This window comes from Actinomadura sp. NEAU-AAG7, assembly GCF_018603865.1.
GTDB lineage: Bacteria > Actinomycetota > Actinomycetes > Streptosporangiales > Streptosporangiaceae > Spirillospora > Spirillospora litoris.
Genome location: NZ_JAHFZY010000002.1, coordinates 81,188 through 106,405, shown reverse-complemented (window position 1 = coordinate 106,405; position 25,218 = coordinate 81,188). Strand labels below are relative to the sequence as shown.

Genomic DNA, 25,218 nt, shown 5'->3' with positions numbered 1-25,218 from the left:
GCCGTTCCCGGGCCTCGCACCGAGGCCCCCGTACGCCGAGGGCCCCGGCGCGGGCGTGCCGCGCCGGAGCCCCCGGTCCTTCCCGCGTGCCTACTTCTCGCCGAACAACCGGGTCAGCAGGGCCTCCTGCTCGGCCTGGTGCAGCTTCGCCGAGCCGACCGCCGGGGACGAGGACGCCGGACGCGACACCCGCGACAGCCGCAGGCCCTCGATGTGGTGCGGCAGCTTCAGCGCCATGAACGGCCACGCGCCCATGTTCGCGGGCTCGTCCTGCACCCACACCACCTCGGTGTGCGCCGGGTACTTCGCCAGCTCGGCGCGGATCTCGTCGACCGGCGGCGGGTAGAGCCGCTCGACCCGGATCACCGCGGTGTCGTTGGCGCCCGCCGCGTCCCTGGCCTTCACCACGTCGTAGTAGATCTTGCCGGTGGTGAGCAGCACCCGCCGCACGCCCGCCGCCTCGACCGCCGGGTTCTCGTCGGGGATGACCGGCTGGAACGCGCCGCCGGTGATCTGCGCGACCGTCGAGGTCGCCGCCTTCAGCCGCAGCAGGTACTTCGGCGTGAATACGATCAGCGGCTTGCCCCGCCCCGACAGCACCTGCCAGCGCAGCAGGTGGAAGTAGTTCGCCGGGGTGGTCGGGTAGACCACGGTCATGTTGTCCTGCGCGCACAGCTGCAGGTAGCGCTCGATCCGCGCGGAGGAGTGGTCGGGCCCCTGCCCCTCGTAGCCGTGCGGCAGCAGCAGCACGACGCTGGAGTGCTGGCCCCACTTCTGCTCGCCCGAGGAGATGTACTCGTCCATGATCGACTGGGCGCCGTTGGCGAAGTCGCCGAACTGCGCCTCCCACGCGACCAGCGCGTCGGGACGGGTCATGGAGTAGCCGTACTCGAAGCCCATCGCCGCGTACTCGCTCAGCAGCGAGTCGTGCACGTAGAACTTCGACACGCCCTGGCCGAACTGCTTGAGCGGCGCGTACTCCTCGCCGGTCTTGCGGTCGAACAGCACCGAGTGCCGCTGGCCGAACGTCCCGCGCCGGGTGTCCTGGCCGACGAGCCGCACGGGGTGGCCGTCGATCAGCAGCGAGCCCAGCGCGAGCAGCTCGCCGGTCGCCCAGTCGATCGCGTCGTCCTCGATCATCTGGGCGCGGCGCTGCAGGATCGGCTGGAGGCGCGGGTGGACGTTGAAGCCCTCCGGCAGGCTGACCTGGGACTCGATGATCCGCTTGACGGTCTCCTGCGTGATCGCCGACCCGGCCCTGCCGTGGTCGATCGGGATGCGCTCCTCGACGTCGGGCTTGACGACCGAGCCCGGCTCCAGCGGCTTCTTCACGGCCTCGCGGGTCTCGATGAACGCCCGCTCCAGCTGCTCCTGGTAGTCGCGCAGCGCCTGCTCGGCCTCCTCGACCGTGATGTCGCCGCGGCCGATCAGCGCCTCGGTGTAGAGCTTGCGCACCGACCGCTTGGCGTCGATCAGGTCGTACATCAGCGGCTGGGTGAACGAGGGGTTGTCGGTCTCGTTGTGGCCCCGCCGCCGGTAGCAGACCATGTCGATGACGACGTCCTTCTTGAACGTCTGCCGGTACTCGAAGGCCAGCCGCGCGACCCGCGCGCACGCCTCCGGGTCGTCGCCGTTGACGTGGAAGATCGGCGCCTGGATCATCCGCGCGACGTCGGTGGAGTAGACGCTGGAGCGCGAGTACTCGGGCGCGGTGGTGAAGCCGACCTGGTTGTTGATCACCACGTGCACGGTGCCGCCGGTGCGGTAGCCGCGCAGCTGCGACAGGTTGAGCGTCTCGGCGACCACGCCCTGCCCGGCGAACGCGGCGTCGCCGTGGATCAGCACGGGCAGCACGCTGAACCCGGCCTCGCCGACGTCCAGGAGGTCCTGCTTGGCGCGGACGACGCCCTCCAGCACCGGGTCGACCGTCTCCAGGTGGGAGGGGTTCGCGACCAGCTCGGTGTGGATCTTGGAGCCGTCGGCGGCGACGAAGTCGCCGGACGCGCCGAGGTGGTACTTCACATCGCCCGAGCCCTGGGCGCTGCGCGGGTCGAGGTTGCCCTCGAACTCCCCGAAGATCTGCCCGTAGGACTTGCCGACGATGTTCGCCAGGACGTTCAGCCGCCCGCGGTGCGCCATGCCGATGACGACCTCGTCGAGGCTGGCGCCCGCCGCCGCGGAGATCACCGAGTCCAGCAGCGGGATGACGGACTCGCCGCCCTCCAGCGAGAACCGCTTCTGCCCGACGAACTTGGTCTGCAGGAACGTCTCGAACGCCTCGGCGCTGTTCAGCCGCCGCAGGACGTGCAGCTGCTCCTCGCGCGAGGGCTTGTCGTGCGGGACCTCGACGCGCTCCTGGATCCAGGCGCGCTCCTCCGGGTCCTGGATGTGCATGTACTCGATGCCGACCGTGCGGCAGTAGGCCATCCGCAGCACGCCGAGGATGTCGCGCAGCTTCATCGTCGGCTTGCCGCCGAACCCGCCGGTCGCGAACTCGCGCTCCAGGTCCCACAGGGTGAGGCCGTGCTTGAGGATGTCGAGGTCGGGGTGGCGGCGCTGCTTGTACTCCAGCGGGTCGGTGTCGGCCATCAGGTGGCCCCGGACCCGGTAGGCGTGGATCAGCTCGTGGACGCGGGCGACCTTGGCGACGTCCTCCTCGTGGGAGGCGGAGATGTCCTTGACCCAGCGCACCGGCTCGTACGGGATGCGCAGCGCCTCGAAGATCTCGTCGTAGAAGCCGTCCTCGCCGAGGAGGAGCTGGTGGATGCGGCGCAGGAAGTCGCCGGACTGCGCGCCCTGGATGATCCGGTGGTCGTAGGTGGAGGTCAGCGTCATGACCTTGCTGATCCCCATGCGCGACAGCGTGTCGCTGGAGGCGCCCGCGAACTCGGCCGGGTACTCCATCGCGCCCACGCCGATGATCGTGCCCTGGCCCGGCATCAGCCGCGGGACGGAGTGCACCGTGCCGATCGTCCCGGGGTTGGTCAGGCTGATCGTCGTGCCCTGGAAGTCGTCCAGCGTCAGCTTGTTGCCGCGCGCCTTGCGGACGATCTCCTCGTAGGCGGCCCAGAACTGGCGGAAGTCCAGCGTCTCGGCGGCCTTCACGCTCGGCACCACCAGCTGGCGCTGGCCGTCGGGCTTCTGCAGGTCGATCGCCAGGCCGAAGTTGACGTGCTCGGGCCGGATCAGCACCGGCTTGCCGTCCACCTCGGTGAAGGCGGCGTTCATCTCCGGCATCGCCGCGAGCGCCTTGACGATCGCGTACCCGATCAGGTGGGTGAAGGAGACCTTGCCGCCGCGGCCGCGCTTGAGGTGGTTGTTGATGACGATGCGGTTGTCGATCAGCAGCTTCGCCGGGACGGCGCGGACGCTCGTCGCGGTGGGCACCCCGAGGCTGGACTCCATGTTGGCGGCCGTCCGCGCGGCGACGCCGCGCAGCCTGACCTCCTCGGCGCCCGCGGGAACCGGCGGCGGCGCGGCCTTGGGGGCCGCCTTGGCCTGGGCCTCGGCCTGGGGCTTGGCCGCCGGCGCCGGCGGCGAGGCGGGCTTGGCTACCGGCTGCTTGGATGTCGGCGGAGCGGCCGCTGTGCCGTTCGCGGCCCGGGGGGCCGCTCCATCGGTGGCCGGGGTGGTCGCGGACGCGGGCCGGGTGTCCGGCTGGTAGTCCGCGAAGAAGTTCCACCAGGCCTCGTCAACCGAGTTCGGATCCTCGAGGTACTTCTGGTACAGCTCGTCGACCAGCCACTCGTTGGCACCGAAGTCTGTGTTCTTGGGGTCGGCACTAGTTTGCGACGACTCTGTCGACACGGCGGAGATCGCCCTCTTCCGCAGCTCGCAGGTGAGTTATAAGACCCAATAAGGCTACTCGCACTTGCACCTCGCGGTGTCCACCCGGGGTGCCGCCCACCTCCCGTGGCCGTTCACCGGGGGCCGCGCGGTGAACGGACGGGCGTGTGCGGCGCGCCGCGTCCCCCACGGCGCGGGGTATGCCGGCGACGGGTGCGAGGGGGCCCGTGCCGTGCGCCGAGGGGACCGCCGGGGGTGGCCCCGACGGAGGATCAGACGGAGGATCAGTGCGTGTGCGGCGCGACGGTCGGGCCCTCGCTGGCCTGGATGAGCACGAAGCCCTGGCCCTGGTAGGCCAGCTGCATCGCCTCGCCGCTGCCGCGCCCGATCAGGGCGGACGCCTTGAACGTGCGGTTCACGCCGACCTGGAGGCTGGTGCTCCACGCCACGGCGGACTGGCCGTCGGCGAAGGTCGGGGCGCGGCCGCAGTCCAGCATGACCGGGGTGCCGTGGGTCGTGAGCGCGACCCAGCCGGTGCCCTGGAGGGTGGTGTTGAACAGGCCGCCGGCGGCGATGCCCGCGCCCTGGACGCGCTGGATGTCGGACTGGAGGTGGGAGTCGTAGGCGAGGATGTTCTTGCCGTTGACCGTGATCCCCTCGTTCTCCAGGTAGAACAGGTGGATGTCGTCGGCGTCGTTGGCGACGAACAGCAGCCCCTGGCCCTTGACGCGCATGAGGGGCACGCCCTCGCCGGTCAGCGCCTTCTTCATGAACTTGCCGATGCCGCCGGCGCCCTCGTAGTCGAACTCCATCTGGCCCTGGAAGGCGACCATGGAGCCCTGCCGGGCGAGGACGTCGCCGTTCAGGTGCACCCGGAGCATCTTGGAGTTCTGGAGTGCGAAGTGGCCGGGCAACTGCTGGCCCTGGTCGATGTTGCCGAAGAACTGGCTGCGCATGGTCGGCTGGCCTCTCGTGTCCTGTCGTGGGGATCTATCTGGAGATCCGTCAGCATAACGACGGGATGCGCCAGGTCATGAACTTTCCCGGCAGGTGGCGCCCCGACCGCGGCGGACGTGGCCGGCCGAGCCGGTCAGCCGGAGGCGAGCCGTTCGCGGCCGTGCGGCGCCGTCCAGTCGAGGAGGGGGCCCTTGGGGACGATGCGGGTCGGGTTGATTGTGGGGTGCGTCACGTAGTAGTGGCGCTTGATGTGGTCGAAGTCCGTCGTCTCGCCGAACGCGGGGATCGAGTACAGGTCGCGGGCGTAGCCCCACAGGTTCGGGTAGTCGGCGAGGCGGCGCAGGTTGCACTTGAAGTGCGAGTAGTAGACGGCGTCGAAGCGGGCGAGCGTCGGGTAGAGGCGGACGTCGGCCTCGGTGACGGCGTCCCCGAGCAGGTACCGGCGGCCGGCCAGGCGCTCCTCAAGGCCGTCGAGGGTGGCGAACAGCGCGTCGAACGCCTCCTCGTAGGCGTCCTGCGCGGTGGCGAAACCGGCCCGGTAGACGCCGTTGTTGACGGTCCGGTAGACGAGGTCGTTCAGCTCGTCGATCTCCGGGCGCAGCTCCACCGGGTACAGGTCGGGCGCGCCGGGCCGGTGGAAGGCGGTGAACTCGGTCTCCAGCATCGTGGTGATGTCGGGGAAGTCGTTGGTGACGAGACGGCCCGTCTCGGTGTCCCAGACGCAGGGGACCGTGTACCGGCCCGTGAACCCGGGGTCGGACGACAGGTACAGCTCGGACAGGAACACCGTCCCGGTGACGGGGTCGTGGTCGGGGAACCGCCAGCCCCGCTCGTCGCGGATCGGGTCGACGACGCCGACGCCGATGACCTCCTCCAGGCCGAGGAGCCGCCGGACGATCAGCGTCCGGTGCGCCCACGGGCAGGCGTAGGAAACGAAGAGCCGGTAGCGGCCGGGTTCGGCGGGGTACCCGCTCCCGCCGTCCGCCGTGATCGTTTCGGTGAAGCGGTTGCGCTGCCGGACGAACCGTCCGCCCTCGACCTCCTGCGCGGTCATGACGGGCTCCTCCCCAGGTCGACGTCACGGCCCCGGACGGTCGTCCCCGCGGGGGATCCGCGCCCGGGAACCCCACGGCTACGATAACCGTCAGTAGCTTTGTCGAACTAGTCGGACTGGTCGCGGAGCGGCTGGAACCAGCAGGTGGCAGGGGAGCACATGCTCGAGAACTTCAACGCTCTGGCCGACGGGCTTCCCCCGTGGCTGGTGCTCCTGCTCATCGCGGGCCTGGTGTTCGCCGAGGCGGCCCTGTTCTTCGGGTTCGTCTTCCCGGGCGAGACCGCGATCGTGGTCGGCGGCGTCCTCGCCAGCCAGGACAAGCTCTCGCTGCCGGTGCTGCTGGTCGTCGCGGTGGTCGCCGCCGTCGCGGGCGACTCGGTGGGCTATGAGATCGGCCGCAAGTTCGGGCCGCGGCTGCTGGAGACCAGGGCGATGAGCAAGCACCGCGCCAAGGTCGCCAAGGCGCAGGACCTGATCCGCCGCCGGGGCGCGTTCGCGGTGTTCATCGGCCGGTTCACGGCGCTGCTGCGGGCGCTGATGCCCGCGCTGGTCGGCAGCTCGCGGCTGCCGTATCCGAAGTTCCTGCTGTTCAACTTCATCGGCGGCGTCACCTGGGTGCTGACGTTCACGCTCGGCGGCTACTTCGCGGGCGAGGCGTTCGACCACGCCGCCAAGCTCGCCGGGCGCGGCCTGGCGATCGGGCTCGCGGTCGCCGCCGTCGTCGCGATCGTGGTGTGGAGCGTCCGCAAGCACCGCCGGGAGGCCCACGAGGAGGCCGAGGTCGAGGCGGAGGAGTCGGAGCACACCCTGGAGCAGACCCACCCCTGAGGCCCGCTGAGGCCCGCGCGGGCGGAAGGCCGGCGGGTGGGAGGCCGGCGGGCTAGAAGCCGCCCGAGGGGTCGAGGCGCATCCGGCCGCCGACGTGCGGTAAGTCCAGGAAGGTGCGGATGCCGGGCGGGGCGGCGCACACCACCGGGATCGCGTTGAGCGCGTGGCACGCGGCCGCCGACAGCGGGTCGGTGATCCAGTCGTCGCCGGTCGTCAGTGTGACCGACGGCAGCCCGTGCACCCGCACCGCGTAACCGGGCGGTCCCCAGAGCGGCTGCCGCGCGGCGTCCGCCTTGTGGATCGCCTCGATCGTGAGCACGGGGCGCCCCGCCGCGATGCCGTTGAACGTCCAGCGGGCCGCCGCGACCGTGCCGCGCGGGATCAGCCCGGACGCGACGCGCAGGTCGGCGCCCGCGAGGCGGTGGTCCACGTCGACGTCGATCTCGTCGAGGTCGATGTGCAGCCCGGCCGCCATCAGGTGCAGGCTCTCGGAGTACAGCGACCGCATCGCGGTGCGGGCGGGCCGGAGCGCGCGCAGGTAGGACTCCTCGTCCCGGCCGAACCCGATCATGTGGTGGACCATCGGCCAGGACGGGTGCCGGGCGAGGTCGTTGCACTCGCGCGCGTACACGTGGGAGATCCCGCACGACATCCGCGACAGCATCAGCGGCAGGACGTCCGCCATGAAGCCCCGGTTGATCCCGCAGCCGTGCAGCGACGTCCGGCCGCGCTTGCACGCCTGCTCCAGCTCGTTCACCAGGAACGGCCCGTGCGCCGCCGGGTAGACGAGCCCGTTCATCGAGATGACGTTCTTGCCGGAGGACAGCAGCGCGCACACCGTGTCGAGGTCGGCGTAGGGGTCCCCGGTGGGGCCCGGCGCGTAGACGACGCAGTCGGCGTCCAGGTCGAGGATGTCGGCCAGCTCGCGGGTCGCGGTGATCCCGGTGGCCTCGCGCCCGGCGAGCACCCCGGCGTCCACGCCCTCCTTGGCGGGGCTGTGCACCCAGACCCCGGCCAGCTCCAGGCGGTGATGGTCCAGCACCCCCCGCAGCACCCGGCATCCGAGCGCTCCGGTCGCCCACTGCACCACGCGGAGCGGGCGGGGGCGTGCGTCGGCGGAACTCATCGAGGAATGACCTCCGGTGCTCCGTCGCGGCGGCGGGGTACCGCGATGGGTGTGGAGACTACGCGGAAAGGACGGCGAAATGCGGCAATCGTCGCAACTTTCTGGGAAGCCGCAGCGTGCGCCGGGGATGCCGCCCGCACGTGCGCGGGGTGCGCGGCCGAGCCGGATTCGGTTAGCTGGTGCCCCCCGGTCGCACCGCTTCCGGCGGTGCGACCGGGGTGGCGGTGATGGGCGAGCGTGAGGAGACAGGGATGGCGGAACTGCGCTTCGACGGCCGGGTCGCGGTCGTGACGGGGGCGGGGCAGGGCCTCGGCCGCGGGCACGCGCTGGAGTTGGCCGCGCGCGGCGCCCGGGTGGTCGTCAACGACCTCGGCGGCGACCGGTCCGGCGCGGGCGCGTCCGCCGGGCCCGCGCAGGCGGTCGCGGACGAGGTCACCGCGGCCGGCGGCGAGGCCGTCGCCGACCCCGGCGACGTCGCGACGCCCGAGGGCGCGGGGGCGATCGTCCAGACCGCGCTGGACGCCTTCGGACGGGTCGACATCGTCGTCAACAACGCGGGCATCCTGCGCGACCGCTCGTTCAAGAACATGACGGCGGCGGAGTTCGACGCGGTCATCGCCGTCCACCTGCGCGGATCGTTCCTGGTCACCAGCGCCGCGTGGCCGCACCTGCGCGAGCGGGGCTACGGCCGGGTCGTCAACACCTCGTCCCCGGCGGGCCTGTTCGGCAACTTCGGCCAGGCCAACTACGCGGCGGCCAAGATGGGCCTCGTCGGGTTCACCAGGACCCTCGCGCAGGAGGGCGCCAAGTACGGGATCAGGGTCAACGCGATCGCGCCGATCGCCTGGACGCGGATGACCGAGGACCTGCTGCCCGCCGAGTTCGCGGACCGGCTCGGCGCCGAGCAGGTCGCGCCGCTGGTCGCCTACCTCGTCCACGAGGACAACGCCGAGACCGGCGAGGTCTACACGGTCGGCGGCGGACGGGTCGCGAAGGTCTTCGTGGCGGAGGGCCCCGGCTACGCCCAGGCGGGCACGCTGTCGGCCGAGGACGTCCGCGACAACTGGGCCGCGATCAACGCGGCCGAGCCCAGCACCGCCCACCGGAGCATGGGCGAGCAGATGGGGCCGCTGATCCGGCAGCTGACCGGCGGTTGACCGGCGGCTGACCGGAGGGGAGCCCGAGCGGCCCGCCGGCCGGGCGGGACGGGGGCGGACCGGTCCACGCCGCCCGTCCCGCGGGCCGGGGTCCGAACCGGCGGGACTAGCCGGCCAGCGCGGTCGCCAGGGCCTCCACGTAGCGGAGGGCGGCGAGGCGGGCCAGCGCCGGGTGCGCGCCGAGGGGGCCGGAGTGGGCGGCGCCGATCGCGGCCGCCGCGGCCGCGACGTACTCCCACTCGGGCTCAAGGCCGATGAGGTGGGGCGCGAGGGCCACCGAGGCGGCGCCGGACGCGCGGAGCTGGTCGGCGGCGCCGCGGACGGCCATCTCGTCGCCGAGCGAGGCGGTGAAGACCGGCGCCGCGAGCCGGGAGGCCAGCAGGACGCTGGTGACCTCGGCCTGCCGGACGGCCGAGGGGCCGCCCGGGGTGGCGACGACGAAGCCGGACGCGCCGGTCACCATCGTCATCATCCTGATCCGGTCGGCGCGGGCGAGGCCGGCGTCGGCGAGGCGGTCGTGCAGCGCCTCGGCGATGAGCGGGTGCGGGCCGAGCGGCTCGGCGGCGACCGCGGGCGCGGGCGCGGCGGCGACGGCGGCGCGGACGGCCGACTCCAGCGCCGGGTCGGGCCCGGTGGACATGGGGACGACGACGGCGGCGGGCTCGTCGGGGTCGCCCTGGGTCAGGCCGGCGAGCACGGCGGGCAGGCCCGCCTCGTCGCCTTCGACGTAGCCGACGTGGGCGGGCTGGCCGGTGTGCTCGATCTCGACGAGCCGGGCCAGCTCCGCGGCGATCTCGGTGCCGGCCCGCCGCGCGGCGCCGGGGACGGCGAGGACGAGTGTGGGGGATCCGGGGGGCAGCAGGAAGGACTCGTCGCCGCGATGTCGCCCGCCGCGCGGTGTGCGGCGGCGTCGCGACGGGAGTGCCTCGGATGCCTGGCTTTCGGGACTCACGGCGGGAATCGTAACGCCCCCGGGCCCGGGAGTCGGCCTTCCGCCCTGGCCGGGCCTGCTTCGTGGCGCGTCCGGGGCGCCGTCGTTCCCGCCCCTGTCACTGCCTGTATAGATCGTCGATCTCCTTCCCGTGTCGTCGCGCCCGCTTCGCTGGATGGCCGTGCCGACGGTCGTCGCCGGCGGTCGTTCCGGGGACTCCGCCGAACGTTGAGCGAAGCAGCAGAGTATGGCGCATTCCGCTCCCGGCGACAGGGGGAAATGAACTATCTTGTTCGGATTTGCCGTTATCTCATTCCGAACACCGCCCCGCCGGCCCGGTGCGAGCGTCCCTCCGGTGGTACGGCGTTCATCCCACGAACGCTCAATAGCGGCAATACACGTGAATGGGACCGAAGGGGTTGCGGTGCCGACAAGGGGCGCCTTTATGATCGCAGCACCCCGCGCGCCGGCCCGAGGGACCGCCAGGGGACGGTGCCCGGTTCCGGGAGGCTCCGGGGGTGGTGTCCGGCCTCGGGGGTGACGTCCGGCTACGGGGATGAGGGAACGCGATGACGCACAACACCGTGTCCGGTGAGCTCAACTGGCTGCTGAACGACTTCGCCGACCGCGTGACGACCGTCCGGCAGGCGGTGATCCTGTCCCGCGACGGGCTGGCGGTCGCCGCGTCCAGCGAGTTGGGCCGCGAGGACGCCGAGCACCTTTCCGCGCTGGCCTCCGGCGTGCAGAGCCTCGCGCGGGGCGCCGGGCGGCACTTCGCGGGCGGCAACGTCCGCCAGACCATCATCGAGATGGACGCGCTGCTGCTGTTCGTGACCGCCGCGGGCGACGGCACCTGCCTCGCCGTGCTCGCCGAGGCCGAGGCCGACGCGGGCCTGGTCGCCTACGAGATGGCGGTGCTGGTCAAGCGCGTCGGCCAGCACCTCCAGGCCAACCCGCGCTTCGGCACCGCCGACCGCTACTGACCGGACGCCGCGGCGTGCCGGAGGAGGTGCCCCATGGTCTCCACGGTCCGGGTGGACCCCGAGCGGCCTGACGGGCCGGTCAGCACGAAGATCCTCATCGCCGGCGGGTTCGGCGTGGGGAAGACGACGATGGTGGGCTCGGTCAGCGAGATCAGGCCGCTGCACACCGAGGAGCCGCTGACCGAGCGCGGCGTGCTCGTGGACGACACGACCGGCGTCGGCGGCAAGACGACCACGACGGTCGCGATGGACTTCGGCCGCATCACGCTGTCGGAGCGGCTGCTGCTCTACCTGTTCGGCACGCCGGGCCAGGACCGGTTCTGGTTCATGTGGGACGAGTTGGCGACCGGCGCGATCGGCGCCGTCGTGCTCGCCGACACCCGGCGGCTGCCCGCGTGCTTCCCCGCCGTCGACTACTTCGAGCGGCGGTCGCTGCCGTTCGTCGTCGCGGTCAACTGCTTCGACGGCGCGGAGCGGCACCGCCCCGCCGACGTCGCGGACGCGCTGGACCTCGACCCCGGCGTCCCGGTGGTGCTGTGCGACGTCCGCCGCCGCGAGTCCTCGAAGCGGGTGCTCATCGCGCTGATGGAGCACGTGCTCACCTGGGCGGAGTCGGGGCGGGCGGGCGGGGGCGCGGAACAGGAGGACGGTGGAGGGGCCGGCGGGGCCGGGGTGGCGCCCGCGGGCTGACGATCATCAGTGCGGTCCCCGTGAACCTTCGACGTAGTAGGCTCCGGCAGACCCCCGTACACCCCGCATCGGGAGGTTTCACAGTATGTCCCAATCATGGCAACGCCGAAGGCCGTCCACGTGAGCAGGGTCCACGCGCCGTGAGGGCGCTCCGCTTCTCCTCCATCCGGTCGAGGATCACGCTTCTGGTCCTCGTGCCGCTGCTCGCGCTGGCCTCGCTGTGGGTGTTCGTCACGAGCATCACCTACGGGGACGCGCGGGAGCTTCTGCAGGCCCGGGAGTTCCAGAACAAGTCGGTGCTGCCCACGCAGCGGCTCATCGACGCGCTGCAGAAGGAGCGGCGGCTGTCGCTGGCCGAGCTCGGCGGCGCGCGGACCTCCGACCGGGGCCAGATGCGCATGCAGCGGCAGTCGACGGACGAGGCGCGGGAAGAGGTGCGGCGGGGCAGCCGGGACGGGAGCATGCGCGGGGCGATCCAGCCCGCGATCGTCCGGCGGATCGACGCGTTCGTCGCGCGGATCGGCTCGCTGGAGGCGACCCGCCGCGCGGTGGACGAGCGGGTCGTCGGCCGGGACCGGGCGCTGCGCGAGTACTCCGACCTCATCGACGCGGGATTCGGCGTCTACTCCGCGACGACGGCGGGCAACGGCGCCATCACCGCCGACGCGCGCACGCTGACCGCGATCGGCCGCGCCCGCGAGTTCCTCGCGCGCGAGGACGCGCTGCTCACCGGCGCGCTCGCGGCCGGGAGCCTCACGCCCGCCGAGCGCGGGGAGTTCGCGCAGCTCGTCGGCGCGCAGCGGATGCTCTACGCCGACACGGCGCCGAACCTCCCGGCCGCCGGCCGGGCCCGCTACGAGGCCATCGCGACCTCGCCGCTCGCCGTCCGGCTGCGGACGCTGGAGGACCAGGTCATCCGCGGCGACGAACCGGCCCCCGCGAAGACGCGCGGGGCGCGCGCGGGCGGCCGGGGCGCGCAGCCGAACCGGGGCGCCGAGCGGGCGCAGCCGGTCGACGCGCCGGTGTGGCGGTCGGTCGCCGACACCGTCAACGGCCGCCTCTACGACTTCGAGAACCAGGCGCTGGACGACGTCATCGACCGCGCGCACGGTATCGCGGTGGGCCTCGTCCTGCGGCTGGCGCTCGCCGGGGGCCTCGGCCTGCTCGCGGTGGTGCTGTCCACCTACATCGCGGTGCGCGTCGCGCGGCGGCTGCTGCGCGAGTGCCGGACGCTCGCGGGCGGCGTCGTCGACTTCACCCGGCAGCGGCTGCCGCTCATCGCGGCGCAGGTGCGCGCGGGCAAGACCGCCGAGCCCGAGCCGCAGCCCGAGGTCGAGTACCGGATCGGCGAGATCCGGCAGATCGCCGAGTCCTTCGACCGCGCCCGCGAGGCCGTGCTGCGCGCCGCCGCGGGCGAGGTCGCGGCCCGGCGCGGGATCAGCGAGGTGTTCGTCAACCTCGCCCGCCGCAACCAGGCGCTGCTGCACCGCCAGCTCAGCCTGCTCGACACGATGGAGCGGCGCACCGAGGACCCCGCCGAGCTGTCGGACCTGTTCCGCCTCGACCACCTCGCGACCCGCATGCGCCGGCACGCCGAGGGCCTGGTCATCCTCGCGGGCAAGACCGCCGGGCGCGGCTGGCGCCGCCCCGTCCCGCTGGTGGACGTGGTGCGCGGCGCGGTCGCCGAGGTCGAGGACTACCCGCGCGTCCGCGTCCAGCCGCTGCCCCGGGTCGCGCTGCTCGGCTCCGCGGTCGCCGACGCCATCCACCTGCTCGCCGAGGTCGTGGAGAACGCCACGACGTTCTCGCCGCCGCAGTCGCCGGTGCGGGTCAGCGGGCACCCCGTCGCGAGCGGCTTCGCGATCGAGGTCGAGGACCGCGGGCTCGGGATGACCGACGAGGCGCTGCGCGCCGCGAACGCGCGGCTGGCCGAGCCGCCGGAGTTCGACCCCTCCGACAGCGCGCAGCTCGGGCTGTTCGTCGTCGGGCGGCTCGCCGAGCGGCACGACATCCAGGTCACGCTGCGCCAGTCGCCCTACGGCGGCACCACCGCGATCGTGCTGATCCCCGCCTCGCTCGTCGTCGAGGCCGCCCAGCCCGAGGTCGCCCGCCGCGCCACCGGCCCGATCGAGGCCGTCACGGCCCCGGCGCTGTCGGCGTCGGCGCGGCCGAGGGCGGACCAGAGCGGCGTCGTCCGGCTGGTGGCGGGCACCGACTCGGCCGCCCCGGCGCCGGCCGCGCCGGTGCCGTCGGCGCGCCCCGAACCCGAACCCGTGCCCGAGCCCGCCGCGGACGAGCCGCCCGCGGCCCCCCTCAAGGACGGCGAGCTGCCCAAGCGGCGGCGGCAGTCGCATCTCGCCCCGCAGCTCAAGCAGCGGGTGGACGCGCATCTCGCCGAGCAGGACCGGCGGCGGCCCGAGCCGTCCGGCACGATGCCGCTCTCCGCCCCCGTACCGGCGGACGCCCGGCCGGTGCCGGGCGGCGCGGGGCCGGGAGGCGCGGGGCCGGGAGGCGAGGCCGCCCCACAGGACGCGCCGGAGGCGGACGACCCCCGCTCGCCCGAGGCGCTGCGCTCGATGATGTCCGCCATGCAGGACGGGTGGCGGCGCGGCCGGGACGAGTCCGCCGGGACGGCGGACGAGCCCGGCACCGGGCGGAACCGAGGCGACCAGGAGGACGACACCCGATGACAGATGCCCAGCACTCCGGCACGGAGGTTCCGGGCGGAGGCGGCGGTGAGCTGAACTGGCTGCTCGACAGCCTCGTGCAGCGGGTCGCGCCGGTGCGGAACGCGGTGGTGCTGTCGAGTGACGGCCTGCGCATCGCCGCCTCGCGCGGCCTCGCGCGCGAGGAGTCCGACCATCTGGCGGCGGTCGCCGCGAGCTTCCAGAGCCTCGCGCGCAGCGCGGGGGAGTCGTTCGGCGGCGGGCCCGTCCGGCAGACGATCGTCGAGATGGAGTCGTCGTTCCTGTTCGTCACCGCCGCCGGGCAGGGCGCGTGCCTGGCCGTCCTCGCCGCCGGGGACGCCGACCTCGGGATCATCGCCTACGAGATGGCGATGCTGGTGACCCGGGTCGGCCAGCACCTGTCGGCGAACCCGCGGTCCGCCGCGTCCGAGCCGGGCGGCGTGTGAGGTGGACGGCGGACAGTCTCCCGGGCCGCCGCTCCCCGGGAACGGCGAGACCGGACCCGGCGACCCCGGACCCGGTGCTTCGGAGCCCGGTGCTCTGGGGCCCGGCGCTCTGGGGCCCGGTGCTCTGGGGCACAGCGCCAGGCACGGCGCGGCGGGGACGGCGTGGTTCGACGACGCGGCCGGCCCGGTCGTGCGCCCCTACGCGCTCACCGGCGGCCGGACGCACTACGACGGCGTCGAGTTCGACCTCGTGTCCCTGGTCACCACCGTCGTCCCGGCGGAGCCCGCCGATGATCCGCCACCGGCGTCCGCGCCCCCCTGGGCGCGGGAGCCGGAACATGAATTGATCTTGGAGCTTTGCCGCACACCGCTGTCGGTGGCCGAGATAGCGTCGGATCTGGAACTCCCCCTCGGGGTGGTCCGCGTCCTGCTCGGCGATCTTCTCGATCACTCGCTGATCCAGGTCCGTCCCCCCGCGCCGGTGGCGCAGTTCCCCAGCGAGCGCGTACTCAAGGAAGTGATCGATGGAATCCGTGCGCTCTGACGCGGCCGCCGCACCCGGCGAGTCCGCGCTGACCGTCAAGATCCTTGTGGCCGGCGGCTTCGGCGTCGGCAAGACCACCCTGGTGAGCGCGGTGAGCGAGATCCGCCCGCTGCAGACCGAGGAGGCCCTCACCGAGAAGAGCGTCGGCATCGACGACACGTCGGCGGTCGCGAACAAGACGACCACGACGGTCGCGATGGACTTCGGCCGGATCACGCTGCCGAACGGCCTCGTGCTGTTCGTGTTCGGCACGCCCGGCCAGGACCGCTTCTGGTTCATGTGGGACGAGCTCGCCAAGGGCGCGCTCGGCGCGGTCGTGCTGGTCGACACGCGGCGGCTGGCCGACTGCTTCGCCTCGGTCGACTACTTCGAGCGGCGCGGCGTCCCGTTCATCATCGGCGTCAACCGGTTCGACGGCGCCGGGCGGCACTCGCCCGACCAGGTCCGCGACGCGCTCGACCTGCCCGCGGACGTGCCGGTGGTCGACTGCGACGTCCGCGACCGCGAGGACGCCAAGCAGGTGCTGATCACGCTCGTCGAGCACATCATGCGCACGATGAGCGGCCGGCAGTCCGTCACGTACTAGCCGGCCGCCCGTACCGTCACCCGACCCGTCACCCCACCGGGCCCTGGGCGAGGCCCGGCGGGGGGCGGAAGTCGGCGAAGTCGAAGCCGGGGGAGACCACGCAGCTGACGAGGACCTCCCGCCCCCCCGCGGGACGGGCGGCCTGCCACACCCCGCCGGGGATGACCGCCTGCGGGATCTCGCCCGCCGCGAGGTCGGGCCCGAGCGTGATGGTCCGCGGCGTGTCGCCGGGCGTGTCGCCGTCGCCGCCGAGCAGGAGCGCCAGCGGTCCGCCCGAGTGCCACAGCCACACCTCGTCGGAGCGGACGGCGTGCCACATCGACTCCTCGCCGGGCGGCAGCAGGAAGTAGATGCCGGTCGCGGAACTGCGCTCGCCCGGGTAGCCGTCCGGGGTGAGGCGCGCGGCGGTCCGCCATGTCTCACGGAACCAGCCGCCCTCGGGGTGCGGCAGCAGGTCCAGGGCCTCCGCCGTGGCGGGACGCGCCAGGAACGCCACGTGGCGGCCGTCGGGCCCGCGCCTGGCGTACCGGATCCCGGTCACGGCCGCGGCCGACAGGTCGATCTCGTCGGGCGGCGGGGACAGGCCGGGGTCGAGGCCCACCGCGACGACCTGGCCCGCGGCGAAGGCGTCGTCGGCGATCGCGAGGGCGGCGGTGTCGTCGGGGGCCCAGACGGCGCCCGCGTCCGCCAGGGCGAACCGGGGTCCGGGCCGGGTCTTCCACGCTTCCAGCGTCGTGATCAGCAGCACGCCCCCGAGCCTAGGCGAGCCGGGCGATAAGCGTTTCCCTTTGGAGGGCCCCGCTGGCAGCATGGGCGGGTCATGCGGCCGAGTGATGGGGGCGAGATGCGCCAGGTCTTCGAACACTCCACGTTCCCTGCCAGGACGAGAGCCTTCGAGGACTTCACCGCCCATGACCGACTCCACCCGTTCCACCCTGAACCTCGGCATCCTCGCGCACGTTGACGCGGGCAAGACCAGCCTGACCGAGCGGCTGCTGTTCGACACCGGCGCGATCGCGCGCCTCGGCGGTGTCGACACCGGCGACACCCAGACCGACCGCGGCGAGCTGGAGCGCAGCCGCGGCATCACGATCCGCTCCGCCGTCGCGTCGTTCGGGTTGGGCGCGCTGCGGGTCAACCTGATCGACACACCGGGCCACGCCGACTTCATCGCCGAGGTCGAGCGCGCCCTCGGCGTGCTGGACGGCGCCGTCCTCGTGCTGTCGGCCGTCGAGGGCGTGCAGGCGCAGACCCGCGTGCTGATGCGGACGCTGCGCGAGCTGTCGCTGCCCACGCTCGTGTTCGTCAACAAGATCGACCGTATGGGGGCGCGGCGGGACGGGACGCTCGCCGCGATCCGGCGCGGGCTGCCGGGGCGCGCCGTCCCGCTGAACGACGTGCTCGACGTGGGCACCCCCGCCGCGCGCACGGTGCCGTGCCCGCCCGATCCCGAGATCCTGGCCGAGGCCGACGACGTCCTCCTCGAAGCGCTCGTGGACGGGCGCGACCCGGGGCCCGGCGCGGTGCGGGCGGCGCTGCGCGCGCAGACGGCCGCCGGGACCGCCCAGCCGCTGTACTTCGGGTCGGCGATGACCGGCTCGGGCGTCGCGGACCTGCTGGACGGGATCGCCGCCCTGCTGCCCCCGGCTCCCACCGGCGGCCGGGGGGAGCCGCGCGGGTCGGTGTTCGCCGTCGAGCGGGGGCCGACCGGCGAGAAGGTCGCCTACCTGCGGCTGTTCGCGGGGGAGCTGCGGCCCCGGCAGCGGATCACCCTCCAGGGGCGGGACGGCGCGCACACCGGCCAGATCACCGGCCTCGACGTCGTCGGCGCGTCCGGGACGCGCGCCGGACTCACGGCCGGGAACATCGCCCGGATCCGCGGCCTGTCCAGGGTGCGGGTCGGCGACCGCCTGGGGGAGCCGGAGCGCGCCGTGCCCGCGTTCCCGCCGCCGACCCTGGAGACGGTCGTCTCGGCGCGGCGTCCCGCGGAGTCGGCGCGGCTGCGCGCGGCGCTGCTCGCCCTCGCCGACGAGGACCCGCTGATCCGGGCGCGCCCGGCGCCGGGCGGCGCGACGTCCGTCCTGCTGTACGGGGAGGTGCAGAAGGAGATCATCGGCGCGCGGCTGCTCGCCGACGCCGGGGTCGAGGCGGTGTTCGAGGAGAGCCGCACCGTCTACGCCGAGCGCCCGGTGGGCGTCGGCGAGGCCGAGGAGGACATGGACTGGCGGCGCCGCACCCCCGACTTCTGGGCCACGGTCGGGCTGCGCGTCGAGCCGGGGCGCGGCGTCACCTTCCGCCGCGAGGTCGAGTTGGGCGCGCTGCCGCACGCGCTCGACCGGGCGATCGAGGAGACCGTCCGCCGGACCCTCGACCAGGGCCTGCACGGCTGGCCGGTGACCGACTGCGCCGTCGTGCTGACCCGGTCGGGCTACGCCTCGCCGGTCAGCACCGCCGCCGACTTCCGCGGCCTCACGCCGCTGGTGCTGATGGCGGCGCTGGCGGCCGCCGGGACGCGCGTGTACGAGCCGGTCCACGCGTTCGAGGCGGAGATCCCGGCGGACGCGCTGAGCCCCGTCCTCGCCCGGCTCGGCGCCCTCGGCGCGGACGGGCTGGAGCCCGAGCCGTCCGCGGGCGGGGGATGGACGGTGCGGGGCGGCATCCCCGCCTCCCGGATCCGCGACGCCGAGCGGTCGCTGCCCGCGCTGACCCGGGGCGAGGGGACGTGGTGGTCCCGGCCGTCCGGTGACCGGCCGGTCACCGGCCGCCCGCCCGCGCGCGACCGCACCGACGGCAACCCCCTCGACCGCGAGGCCTACCTGCGGCACCTGGCCCGGTGAGGCGCGACCGGGGCGCGTTCCGAACCTGGGCCGCGGCCTTGGCGCACCGGTCAGTCCATCTCGGAGAGGCGGGCGGGGTCGAAGGAGATAGTGAAGGGGCGCTCCAGGGCCAGGGTCTCGCCGGCGCGGGCCCGGCCGGCGACCCGGTAGCCGCCGTCCGCGAGGTCGAGCATCGTGACGGTGGGGCGCGGCTCCAGGTCGATGAGCCAGTAGTGCGGGATGCCGGTGGCCGCGTACTCCTCGACCTTGCGGACGCGGTCGATCTGCTCGTTCACCGTGCGGGGGGTGACGACCTCGGCGACGAGGATCAGGTCGGGGCCGTAGTAGGTGCGGGTGCGGCGCTCCAGGGCGGCGCGCGCGACGTCGCGGCTGACGGCGAACACGTCCGGCTTGCGGATCCCGGCGGGGGTCGTGACGTCCTGCGGGGCGCCCGCGACGTGGACGTCGGCGTCGGCCTGCCGCGCGGCCTCCTTGAGGATGCCCCGCAGCTGCTGGGCGGCGTGGTCGTGCCACAGGTCGCCCGGCAGCTCGTGCAGCCAGCCGTCGGCGAGCTCGTAGCGGCGGCCCTCCTCGGGCAGCGCGTCCAGGTCGTAGAGCGTGTACGGGCCGTACGTCGCGCCCATGGACCTTCTCCCCCCTCGTCTTCCGAGCCGTGCCGTGGGCCGTTCCGGGGGGGTGCGGGGGACGTCCCCCACAAGAGACCGGGCCGTTCCCGAATCTAGTGGACGGACGTCCGGCGGTCCGGAACCAAGATCGCGCGTCGGCCGGATCCGGGCGAATCTCTCGAAAGGCGAGCGATGGTGAGTTACGATACATCGCGAGTCGGCGCCCCATCGTCGGGAGGCGGCGGCGTGGAGGAGAGATGCGATGAGCGCCGAGCAGCGGAAGGCCGGGGCCGCCCTGCGCGCCTCGGACGGCGACCGCGACGAGACCCTCGTGCGGTTGCACACCGCCTACGCCGAGGGGCGCCTGACCGACACCGAGCTGGACGAGCGCATCGACCTGGCGCTCGCCGCCCGCACCCGCGCGGAGCTCGGCCGGGTGTCGGACGACCTGCCCGCCGCCAAGGCCCCGACGGCCGTCCCGGCCGGACGCCCGGCCGGGCGGTTCCAGATGGCCTACAAGAGCGCGGTCAGGCGCAGCGGCCGGTGGCGGCTGCCGGAGCGGTTCACGACCGTCATCTACAAGGGGCACTCGCTGCTCGACCTGCGCGAGGTGGAGCTGGAGGGGCCGGTCACCACGATCCGCGTGCTCGCCTACAAGTCCACGGTCGAGATCGTCGCCCCGGCGGGCGTGCGGGTCGAGGCGGAGGGCGTGGGGGTGTCGTCCGAGGTCGGCGGCGTGCCGCCGGTGGACGCGCCGGTGATCCATGTCCGGGGATTCGCGTACAAGGGGGAGATCGAGGCGAAAGATCGGTTTCGCCGGGCCTGAGGTGATAGAACGCTCCCACGGCTAGGATCGGCCGCCGTTCACGTCGATGTCCGGGCACGGGCGGATGTGGCGCGGTTTGATGGTGATCCATCGCGAACTCGGGCTGCGGCCGGTGAATGGAGCGCGTGTGACGGCGAGGACCCCCGGGCAGGACGAGGCGCGGCTCGCGATCGAGGACGAGCCGGTCGACTCCCGCCGGATCCGGCGGCGCCTGACCTTCGGCGTCGCCGGCGACCTCGCCGGGCTGCCCGCGTCGCTGTCGCCCTGGCAGCGCGCCTACGAGGCGTGGCGGTCCGCGGGCCTGCCGTGGGGGCACGGCCCCGCGCCGGGCGTGCCGTCCGAACCGCTCGTCACCGCCCCCAGGCCCGCCGGGCCCGCGCTCGCGCCCGTCCGGGCGGACGAGGCGCCGCCCGCGCGGAAGCCGACCAGGACACCGGTCGACGAGAAGGTCTACTCCCCGCCGCGGCCGCGCCGCGTCCCCGGCCGGACGCGCGGGCTGCGGGCGGGCGTCGCGGTCGCGGCCGGGCTCGTGCTGGTGGCGGGCGGGGCGATCGTCCTCCTCGGCCGGGACGGGGGCGGGCCCGACCGTCCGCGCGTCCCGGCGGCCGTCCCCGCCGACCGGCTGTTCGCGGCCGACCCGGCGGCGATGGCGGACGGCCTCGTCCAGGACCTCGCCGCCCTCGGCTCGGACGGCGCGACGCTCGTCGCGGCGGGCACGGAGGGGCCCGGCGCGCAGGGCCGCGAACGCGCCGAGTTCCTGTACTCCGGCGGCCCGGGCGGTGCGGGGCGCGCCTGGCGGGCGGCCCGCGTCCGCGCGGCCGACGGCTCGGAGCCGCCGCTCGGCGACCGCCCCCGCCTGGTGTCGGGCGGCCAGGGGAGCTGGGTGGCGCTCGGCCGCGACGCCGCGGGCGCCGTCGTCGCCTGGACGGGCGGGGACGCCGCGACCTGGACACGCCAACCCGCGCTCGGCCCCGCGTTCCGGCCGTCCGACGAGGTCAACGCGCTGGCCCGCACCCCGCGCGGGTTCGTGGCGGCGGGCGCCGCGTCCGGCCGGGCCGTGGTGTGGAGCTCGGCCGACGGGCGCGCCTGGCAGCGCCTCGACGGGCTGCGGGCCGCCGGGATCACCCGGCTCGACCGGCTCGCCGCGGCCGGGGACGTCCTGGTCACGCACGGGACGTACGAGAAGAAGGTCACCCGCAAGAAGGGCCGCCGGAAGGCCACGCGGACGGTGCGCGGCGAGGGCGTCTGGCGCTCGGCGGACGGCGGGCGGACCTGGACGGCCGCCGACGTCCCGCAGGGCCAGGGCTCCTACGGGGCGACGAAGGGCCTGGCGGCGGGGCCGGGCGGGTTCGCCACCGTTCGGGAGGGCCGCCGCACGACCGGGCGCGGGAAGCACCGCAGGACGACGCGCTTCGCGGTCCTGTTCACCTCGCGGGACGGGCGGGGCTGGCGCGCGGCGGGAACGTTCGGCGGCGCCGCGTACACCGGCGTCGAGCGCTTCGGCGGGAGCGCGGCGGGCCTGGCCGCCCTCATCACCGACCGTGTCGAGGGCAGGGACGGCCGCACGGTCCTGCGCAGCGCCGACGGCCGCGCCTGGCAGCCGACGGGCACGGTCGCCGGAGCGGGCGACGGGCCCGCGACCGAGGTCAGCGGGCTGACGGTCGCCGCGGACGGCACGGTCGCGCTCACCGGGCACCGGGGCGAGGACGCCTACCTGTCCGGCGTGGACCTGGCCTCCGTGCCCGGCGCCGTCAACACCGAGCGGACGATCAGAGCCGCCGCCCCGGGCCCCGGGCGGGTCGTCGCGGTCGGCGGCACGAACGGCGCCGCCGCCGTCTGGAGTTCGCCGGACGGCCGCCGGTGGACCCGCGCCCCGCTTCCCGCGACCCGCGGCCGGCTGTCCGACGTCGCCCACGGGACGGGCGGATGGCTCGCCGTGGGCCGCGCGTCCGGCGCGTCCCCCGGCCCGCTCGCGTTCGTCTCACCGGACGGCGCGTCCTGGACGCAGGTGCCGTTCCCGGCGGTGGGCGAGGGGCCCTCCGCCGTGACCACCGGCCCCGCCGGCTACGTCGCCGTCGGGACGGGCGCGGCGTGGCGGACCACCGACCGCAAGGTCTGGAGGCGCACCGGCGTCGAGGGCAGGCTCACCGACGTCACCGCGACCGCGCGCGGGTACGTCGCGGTCGGCGCCCGCGACACGGCGCCCGCCGTCTGGACCTCGCCGGACGGCCTGGCCTGGACGCCGGTCAGACTCCCCGCCGCCCTCGTGCCCGGCCCGCTCACCAAGGTGGTGGCGCGCGGCGACGCGCTGGTCGCGATCGGCGCGGGCCCGACGCCGCTGGTGTCCACCGACGCCGGGGCGACCTGGGCGCCCCGGCCCCTCGCCGGCGCGCCCGCCGCGCCGGCACCGGCGACCACCGCCGTGGCGGCGACGCCGAAGGGCTGGGTCGTCGCCGGCTCGCTCGGCCGGGCGGCCGGGATCTGGGCGTCCCGGGACGGCGCGGCCTGGCGCCGGGTCCCCGCCGCCGGGCTGGACGGCGCGGGCGACGCGCGGCTCACCGTCATGGCGTCCCTGGGCGGCGACCTGCTGGCCCTTGGCACCCGCGCGGACTACCGCGGTACGGCCACCCTCCTGTGGCGCGCCGCGTCACCCTGAGGGCTTGCGCGGGGGGCGGAGGCTCCTCAGCCGTTGCAGCCGCAGGAGCAGCCCTTCGCGCAGGAACATCCACTGCTGTGTCCGCAACTACATCCCTTTTTCGTCATGAAACGGAACGTAATGCGCCGCGCGCCGCGCGGTCTATGACCTGACCGCACCACCGTCCCTGACCTGGACGGGAGGTCGGGCTGTCGCCGGGGTGGTTCGACACGGGCCGTTCCGGGGCGGGGGTCGGCGGAACGGCCCGTGTCGCTCTTGGGCTCAGGTATGGATGTTGAGGTCCACGCCGAGCAGGACGAGGAACCACAGGAAGATGGCCAGCAGTGCGCTGACGATGCGCCGTAGCAGGCTCGCGGTGAGGTAATCGTGGTCCCAGGCGATGAACAGGCCCACGATGATGTAGAGGAGTCCGAACAGGCCGATGTGCGGCCGATATCGATATGCCATGGGGGTGGTCTCCTCCTCGGAGGGGTCTGGACGCACCCTCCGGTGCCCGGCTCGACGCGCCGATAACCTCGCCCCCCGAAAAGGACAGTGCTAATTCCACCCTTGACCCGGACCGTTAATGCGGCGGCCCGGCCCGCTTCTCCGCGAGGTCGATCCGCACCACGGCCGGATCGCGGTCGCCCGCCCGGTCGGCGAACTCGGCGGCCCGGTGCACCACGTCGAACTCGTGGCGGCGGCGCCGCAGCGCCGGGCTGAGCAGGATGTGGTCGAGCGTCTGCGCGTTCCCGCCGGTCACGGCGGTGTAGCGCTCGGGCGCCGGGAGCCGCTCGGGCAGGTCGGCCAGCCCGCCCTCCCTGACCAGCCGCCGCACGGGCGCGCCGGTCTCCCGCTCCCCGAGGTCGCCCGCGACGATCACGGCGGCGTCGCCGTCCACCTTCCGGACGGAGCGGACGAACCCCGCGACCACCTTCGCCTGCGCGTCCCGGCGCCACGAGCTCGGGCGGGTGGGCGGCTGGAACCGCCCGAACAGCGGCTGGTCGTCGCCGGAGCGGCCGAACCACTGCCCGGCGACGACGATGACGCGCCGCCCCCGCCAGGTGATCTCGGCGGCGAGCGGCTTGCGCGAGTCGGCCCAGGCGGCGTCGCCGGGGGCGATCCGGCCGGGGCTGAGCGTCAGCCCGGCCGCCCCGTCGCGCCGCACGACCGCGACCGCCGTGACCGCCGGGTCGAGGCGGCCGGGGGACGGCTCGTCCTGCATCGGCTCCGCCGGGGCCGGGCGGTCGCCGAACACGAGCCCGCGGTCGGTGCGGAACAGGAACCCGACCCGGGAGTTGGCGCCGCGCTCGCCGCCGTCGGCGTTGTCGCGCGGGTTCACCGACCGCCAGTCGTACCCGGGCCCGCCCGCCGCGCTGATCGCCGTGATCAGCTCCGCGACCGTCTGGTCGGCGGCGACCGTGCCGTCGTCGGCCTCGCCGCTGTTGTCCCCGATCCCGCTCACCGCGATGAGGTCGGGGGACCGCAGCCCCCGCACGATGTCACCGGCGAGCGCCTGGAATCGCTCGGGCGGCGAGTCGGGGTCGAGCCCCTCCAGCCCGGCGGTCGCGACGGCCAACTCGCCCGCCAGGGCCGGACGCGTCGCCTCGGGCGCCAGCCCGCCGCCCGCCCGCCGGGGCGTGGCGGTGGGCAGCAGCTTGAAGTCGCCGTAGGCGTAGTCGAGGACGCCGTCGCACGCCCCCGGCAGCCGGTCGCCCACGTTCATCGCGGGCAGCGGCGCGAGCGCGTCGTCGAGGAGGACCCGCTCGGGGTTGGCGTCGCCGTCCCGCAGCAGGATCCCGCCGCGCGCCGTCCGCGTCCCCGCCCCGGCACCCCCGGCGGGCAGCACGGGCAACTCGCCGTCGCGGGACGGGCCGACCGCCACGGCGTCCTGGACGCGGACCCGCATGCCCTCCAGCGACTCGTAGAAATCGAGCCCGTTCGCCCGAGGGTCGAAGCCGCCGCGCCCCTCCACGTCGCCGGGCCCGTCCTTGACGCGGCTCGTCGGGGCCGTGCGCCCGCCGGGCCCGAGCGCGGTCGGCGCGGGCAGCGGCACGCCGTGCGCGACGACGCCGGCGGCCGTGGCGTCGATCTCCGTCCGCGTCAGCCCCTTGGACGCGGCGCCGCCCGGACGGAACTCGCTGACCCTCCCGTCCACCTCGACGCCGTCCCCGACCACGGCGCGCGGCCGGGTCCGGGTGAAGACGAACACGCCCTCGGAGGTGGCGTCGTCCTTGTCGGGACGGGGGTCCTGCATCCAGAAGCCGTTGCCGGTCAGCGCGGTGACGACCCCCGGAACGCCCGCCACGACATGGCGGTTCAGCGGCGACAGGTGCGCGGCGCCCTGGATGTCGTGGATGCGCACGGCCCCGGCCGCCCGCGCCGCCGAGGGGGCCACGCCGAACGGGGCCGGAACCGCGACCACCGCCGCCACGACCCCCGCGAGGACCGCGCGCCGCCCGCGCGTCGTGAGCCGTCCCACCGAACCTGCGCCCGCCACCCGCACTCCATGATCGACTAGGTGTCCCGACCGGACAGGC

Annotated in this window: 20 protein-coding genes; 11 read left to right on the top strand and 9 right to left on the bottom strand. The window is 74.5% G+C overall.

All coding sequences use genetic code 11. The features are described 5' to 3' along the window. Positions 1-90 precede the first annotated feature (90 nt). The 3 genes from KLI87_RS09860 to KLI87_RS09850 form a co-directional block, all read right to left on the bottom strand. Entirely contained in the window at positions 91-3,807 is a 3,717-nt protein-coding gene (locus KLI87_RS09860) for a multifunctional oxoglutarate decarboxylase/oxoglutarate dehydrogenase thiamine pyrophosphate-binding subunit/dihydrolipoyllysine-residue succinyltransferase subunit (RefSeq protein WP_214616732.1), read from the bottom strand. A 263-nt stretch (positions 3,808-4,070) separates the two neighbouring features. Next, on the bottom strand, positions 4,071-4,742 hold the full coding sequence (locus KLI87_RS09855) for an AIM24 family protein (RefSeq protein WP_156221925.1): 672 nt from the start codon (positions 4,740-4,742) through the stop codon (positions 4,071-4,073). A gap of 134 nt (positions 4,743-4,876) precedes the next feature. Beyond that, a complete protein-coding gene (locus tag KLI87_RS09850) occupies positions 4,877-5,797 on the bottom strand; it encodes a glutathione S-transferase family protein (protein ID WP_214616731.1) in 921 nt (306 codons plus the stop codon). Between the two features lie 159 nt (positions 5,798-5,956). On the opposite strand from KLI87_RS09850, the gene KLI87_RS09845 reads away from it, so the two are divergent. After that, on the top strand, positions 5,957-6,625 hold the full coding sequence (locus KLI87_RS09845; protein ID WP_156221929.1) for a DedA family protein: 669 nt from the start codon (positions 5,957-5,959) through the stop codon (positions 6,623-6,625). A gap of 52 nt (positions 6,626-6,677) precedes the next feature. Here KLI87_RS09845 and KLI87_RS09840 read toward each other — a convergent pair whose 3' ends face one another. Next, on the bottom strand, positions 6,678-7,751 hold the full coding sequence (locus tag KLI87_RS09840) for a dihydrodipicolinate reductase (RefSeq protein WP_156221931.1): 1,074 nt from the start codon (positions 7,749-7,751) through the stop codon (positions 6,678-6,680). Positions 7,752-8,002: 251 nt separating this feature from the next. Between KLI87_RS09840 and KLI87_RS09835 the strand changes: the two genes are divergently transcribed. After that, complete coding sequence (locus KLI87_RS09835; protein WP_214616730.1) at positions 8,003-8,908, top strand: SDR family oxidoreductase; 906 nt, start codon at positions 8,003-8,005, stop codon at positions 8,906-8,908. 106 nt (positions 8,909-9,014) lie between these two features. On the opposite strand, the gene KLI87_RS09830 is transcribed toward KLI87_RS09835, so the two are convergent. Then, a complete protein-coding gene (locus tag KLI87_RS09830; protein ID WP_214616729.1) occupies positions 9,015-9,860 on the bottom strand; it encodes a sirohydrochlorin chelatase in 846 nt (281 codons plus the stop codon). Positions 9,861-10,408: 548 nt separating this feature from the next. Between KLI87_RS09830 and KLI87_RS09825 the strand changes: the two genes are divergently transcribed. From KLI87_RS09825 to KLI87_RS09800, 6 genes are all read left to right on the top strand, one after another. After that, positions 10,409-10,822 (top strand): roadblock/LC7 domain-containing protein, encoded by a 414-nt coding sequence (locus tag KLI87_RS09825; RefSeq protein ID WP_156221935.1) that lies wholly within the window; start codon positions 10,409-10,411, stop codon positions 10,820-10,822. 33 nt (positions 10,823-10,855) lie between these two features. Then, positions 10,856-11,512, top strand: a complete 657-nt coding sequence (locus KLI87_RS09820; protein ID WP_156221936.1) for an ATP/GTP-binding protein — start codon at positions 10,856-10,858, stop codon at positions 11,510-11,512. A 140-nt stretch (positions 11,513-11,652) separates the two neighbouring features. After that, entirely contained in the window at positions 11,653-14,202 is a 2,550-nt protein-coding gene (locus tag KLI87_RS09815) for a nitrate- and nitrite sensing domain-containing protein (RefSeq protein ID WP_214616728.1), read from the top strand. Beyond that, complete coding sequence (locus KLI87_RS09810; RefSeq protein WP_156221938.1) at positions 14,199-14,645, top strand: roadblock/LC7 domain-containing protein; 447 nt, start codon at positions 14,199-14,201, stop codon at positions 14,643-14,645. The genes KLI87_RS09815 and KLI87_RS09810 overlap by 4 nt, the downstream gene beginning before the upstream one ends. Positions 14,646-14,769: 124 nt before the next feature. Continuing rightward, positions 14,770-15,189: a DUF742 domain-containing protein gene (locus tag KLI87_RS09805; protein WP_214617369.1), complete on the top strand. Its 420-nt coding sequence runs from the start codon at positions 14,770-14,772 to the stop codon at positions 15,187-15,189. Continuing rightward, a complete protein-coding gene (locus KLI87_RS09800) occupies positions 15,170-15,775 on the top strand; it encodes an ATP/GTP-binding protein (protein WP_156221940.1) in 606 nt (201 codons plus the stop codon). The genes KLI87_RS09805 and KLI87_RS09800 overlap by 20 nt, the downstream gene beginning before the upstream one ends. Positions 15,776-15,803: 28 nt before the next feature. On the opposite strand, the gene KLI87_RS09795 is transcribed toward KLI87_RS09800, so the two are convergent. After that, positions 15,804-16,523: a cupin domain-containing protein gene (locus KLI87_RS09795; protein WP_308165927.1), complete on the bottom strand. Its 720-nt coding sequence runs from the start codon at positions 16,521-16,523 to the stop codon at positions 15,804-15,806. 163 nt (positions 16,524-16,686) lie between these two features. On the opposite strand from KLI87_RS09795, the gene KLI87_RS09790 reads away from it, so the two are divergent. Next, positions 16,687-18,612: a translation factor GTPase family protein gene (locus tag KLI87_RS09790; RefSeq protein WP_214616727.1), complete on the top strand. Its 1,926-nt coding sequence runs from the start codon at positions 16,687-16,689 to the stop codon at positions 18,610-18,612. 50 nt (positions 18,613-18,662) lie between these two features. Here the strand turns inward: KLI87_RS09790 and KLI87_RS09785 are convergent, their stop codons facing one another. After that, on the bottom strand, positions 18,663-19,235 hold the full coding sequence (locus tag KLI87_RS09785; protein WP_156221944.1) for a Uma2 family endonuclease: 573 nt from the start codon (positions 19,233-19,235) through the stop codon (positions 18,663-18,665). Positions 19,236-19,479: 244 nt separating this feature from the next. Between KLI87_RS09785 and KLI87_RS09780 the strand changes: the two genes are divergently transcribed. Next, positions 19,480-20,043, top strand: a complete 564-nt coding sequence (locus KLI87_RS09780; RefSeq protein WP_156221946.1) for a DUF1707 domain-containing protein — start codon at positions 19,480-19,482, stop codon at positions 20,041-20,043. A gap of 127 nt (positions 20,044-20,170) precedes the next feature. Next, entirely contained in the window at positions 20,171-22,699 is a 2,529-nt protein-coding gene (locus KLI87_RS09775) for a hypothetical protein (RefSeq protein WP_214616726.1), read from the top strand. A 261-nt stretch (positions 22,700-22,960) separates the two neighbouring features. On the opposite strand, the gene KLI87_RS09770 is transcribed toward KLI87_RS09775, so the two are convergent. Then, positions 22,961-23,146, bottom strand: a complete 186-nt coding sequence (locus KLI87_RS09770; protein ID WP_156221950.1) for a hypothetical protein — start codon at positions 23,144-23,146, stop codon at positions 22,961-22,963. Positions 23,147-23,261: 115 nt separating this feature from the next. Further along, a complete protein-coding gene (locus KLI87_RS09765) occupies positions 23,262-25,178 on the bottom strand; it encodes an endonuclease/exonuclease/phosphatase (protein WP_250903733.1) in 1,917 nt (638 codons plus the stop codon). Positions 25,179-25,218 lie beyond the last annotated feature (40 nt).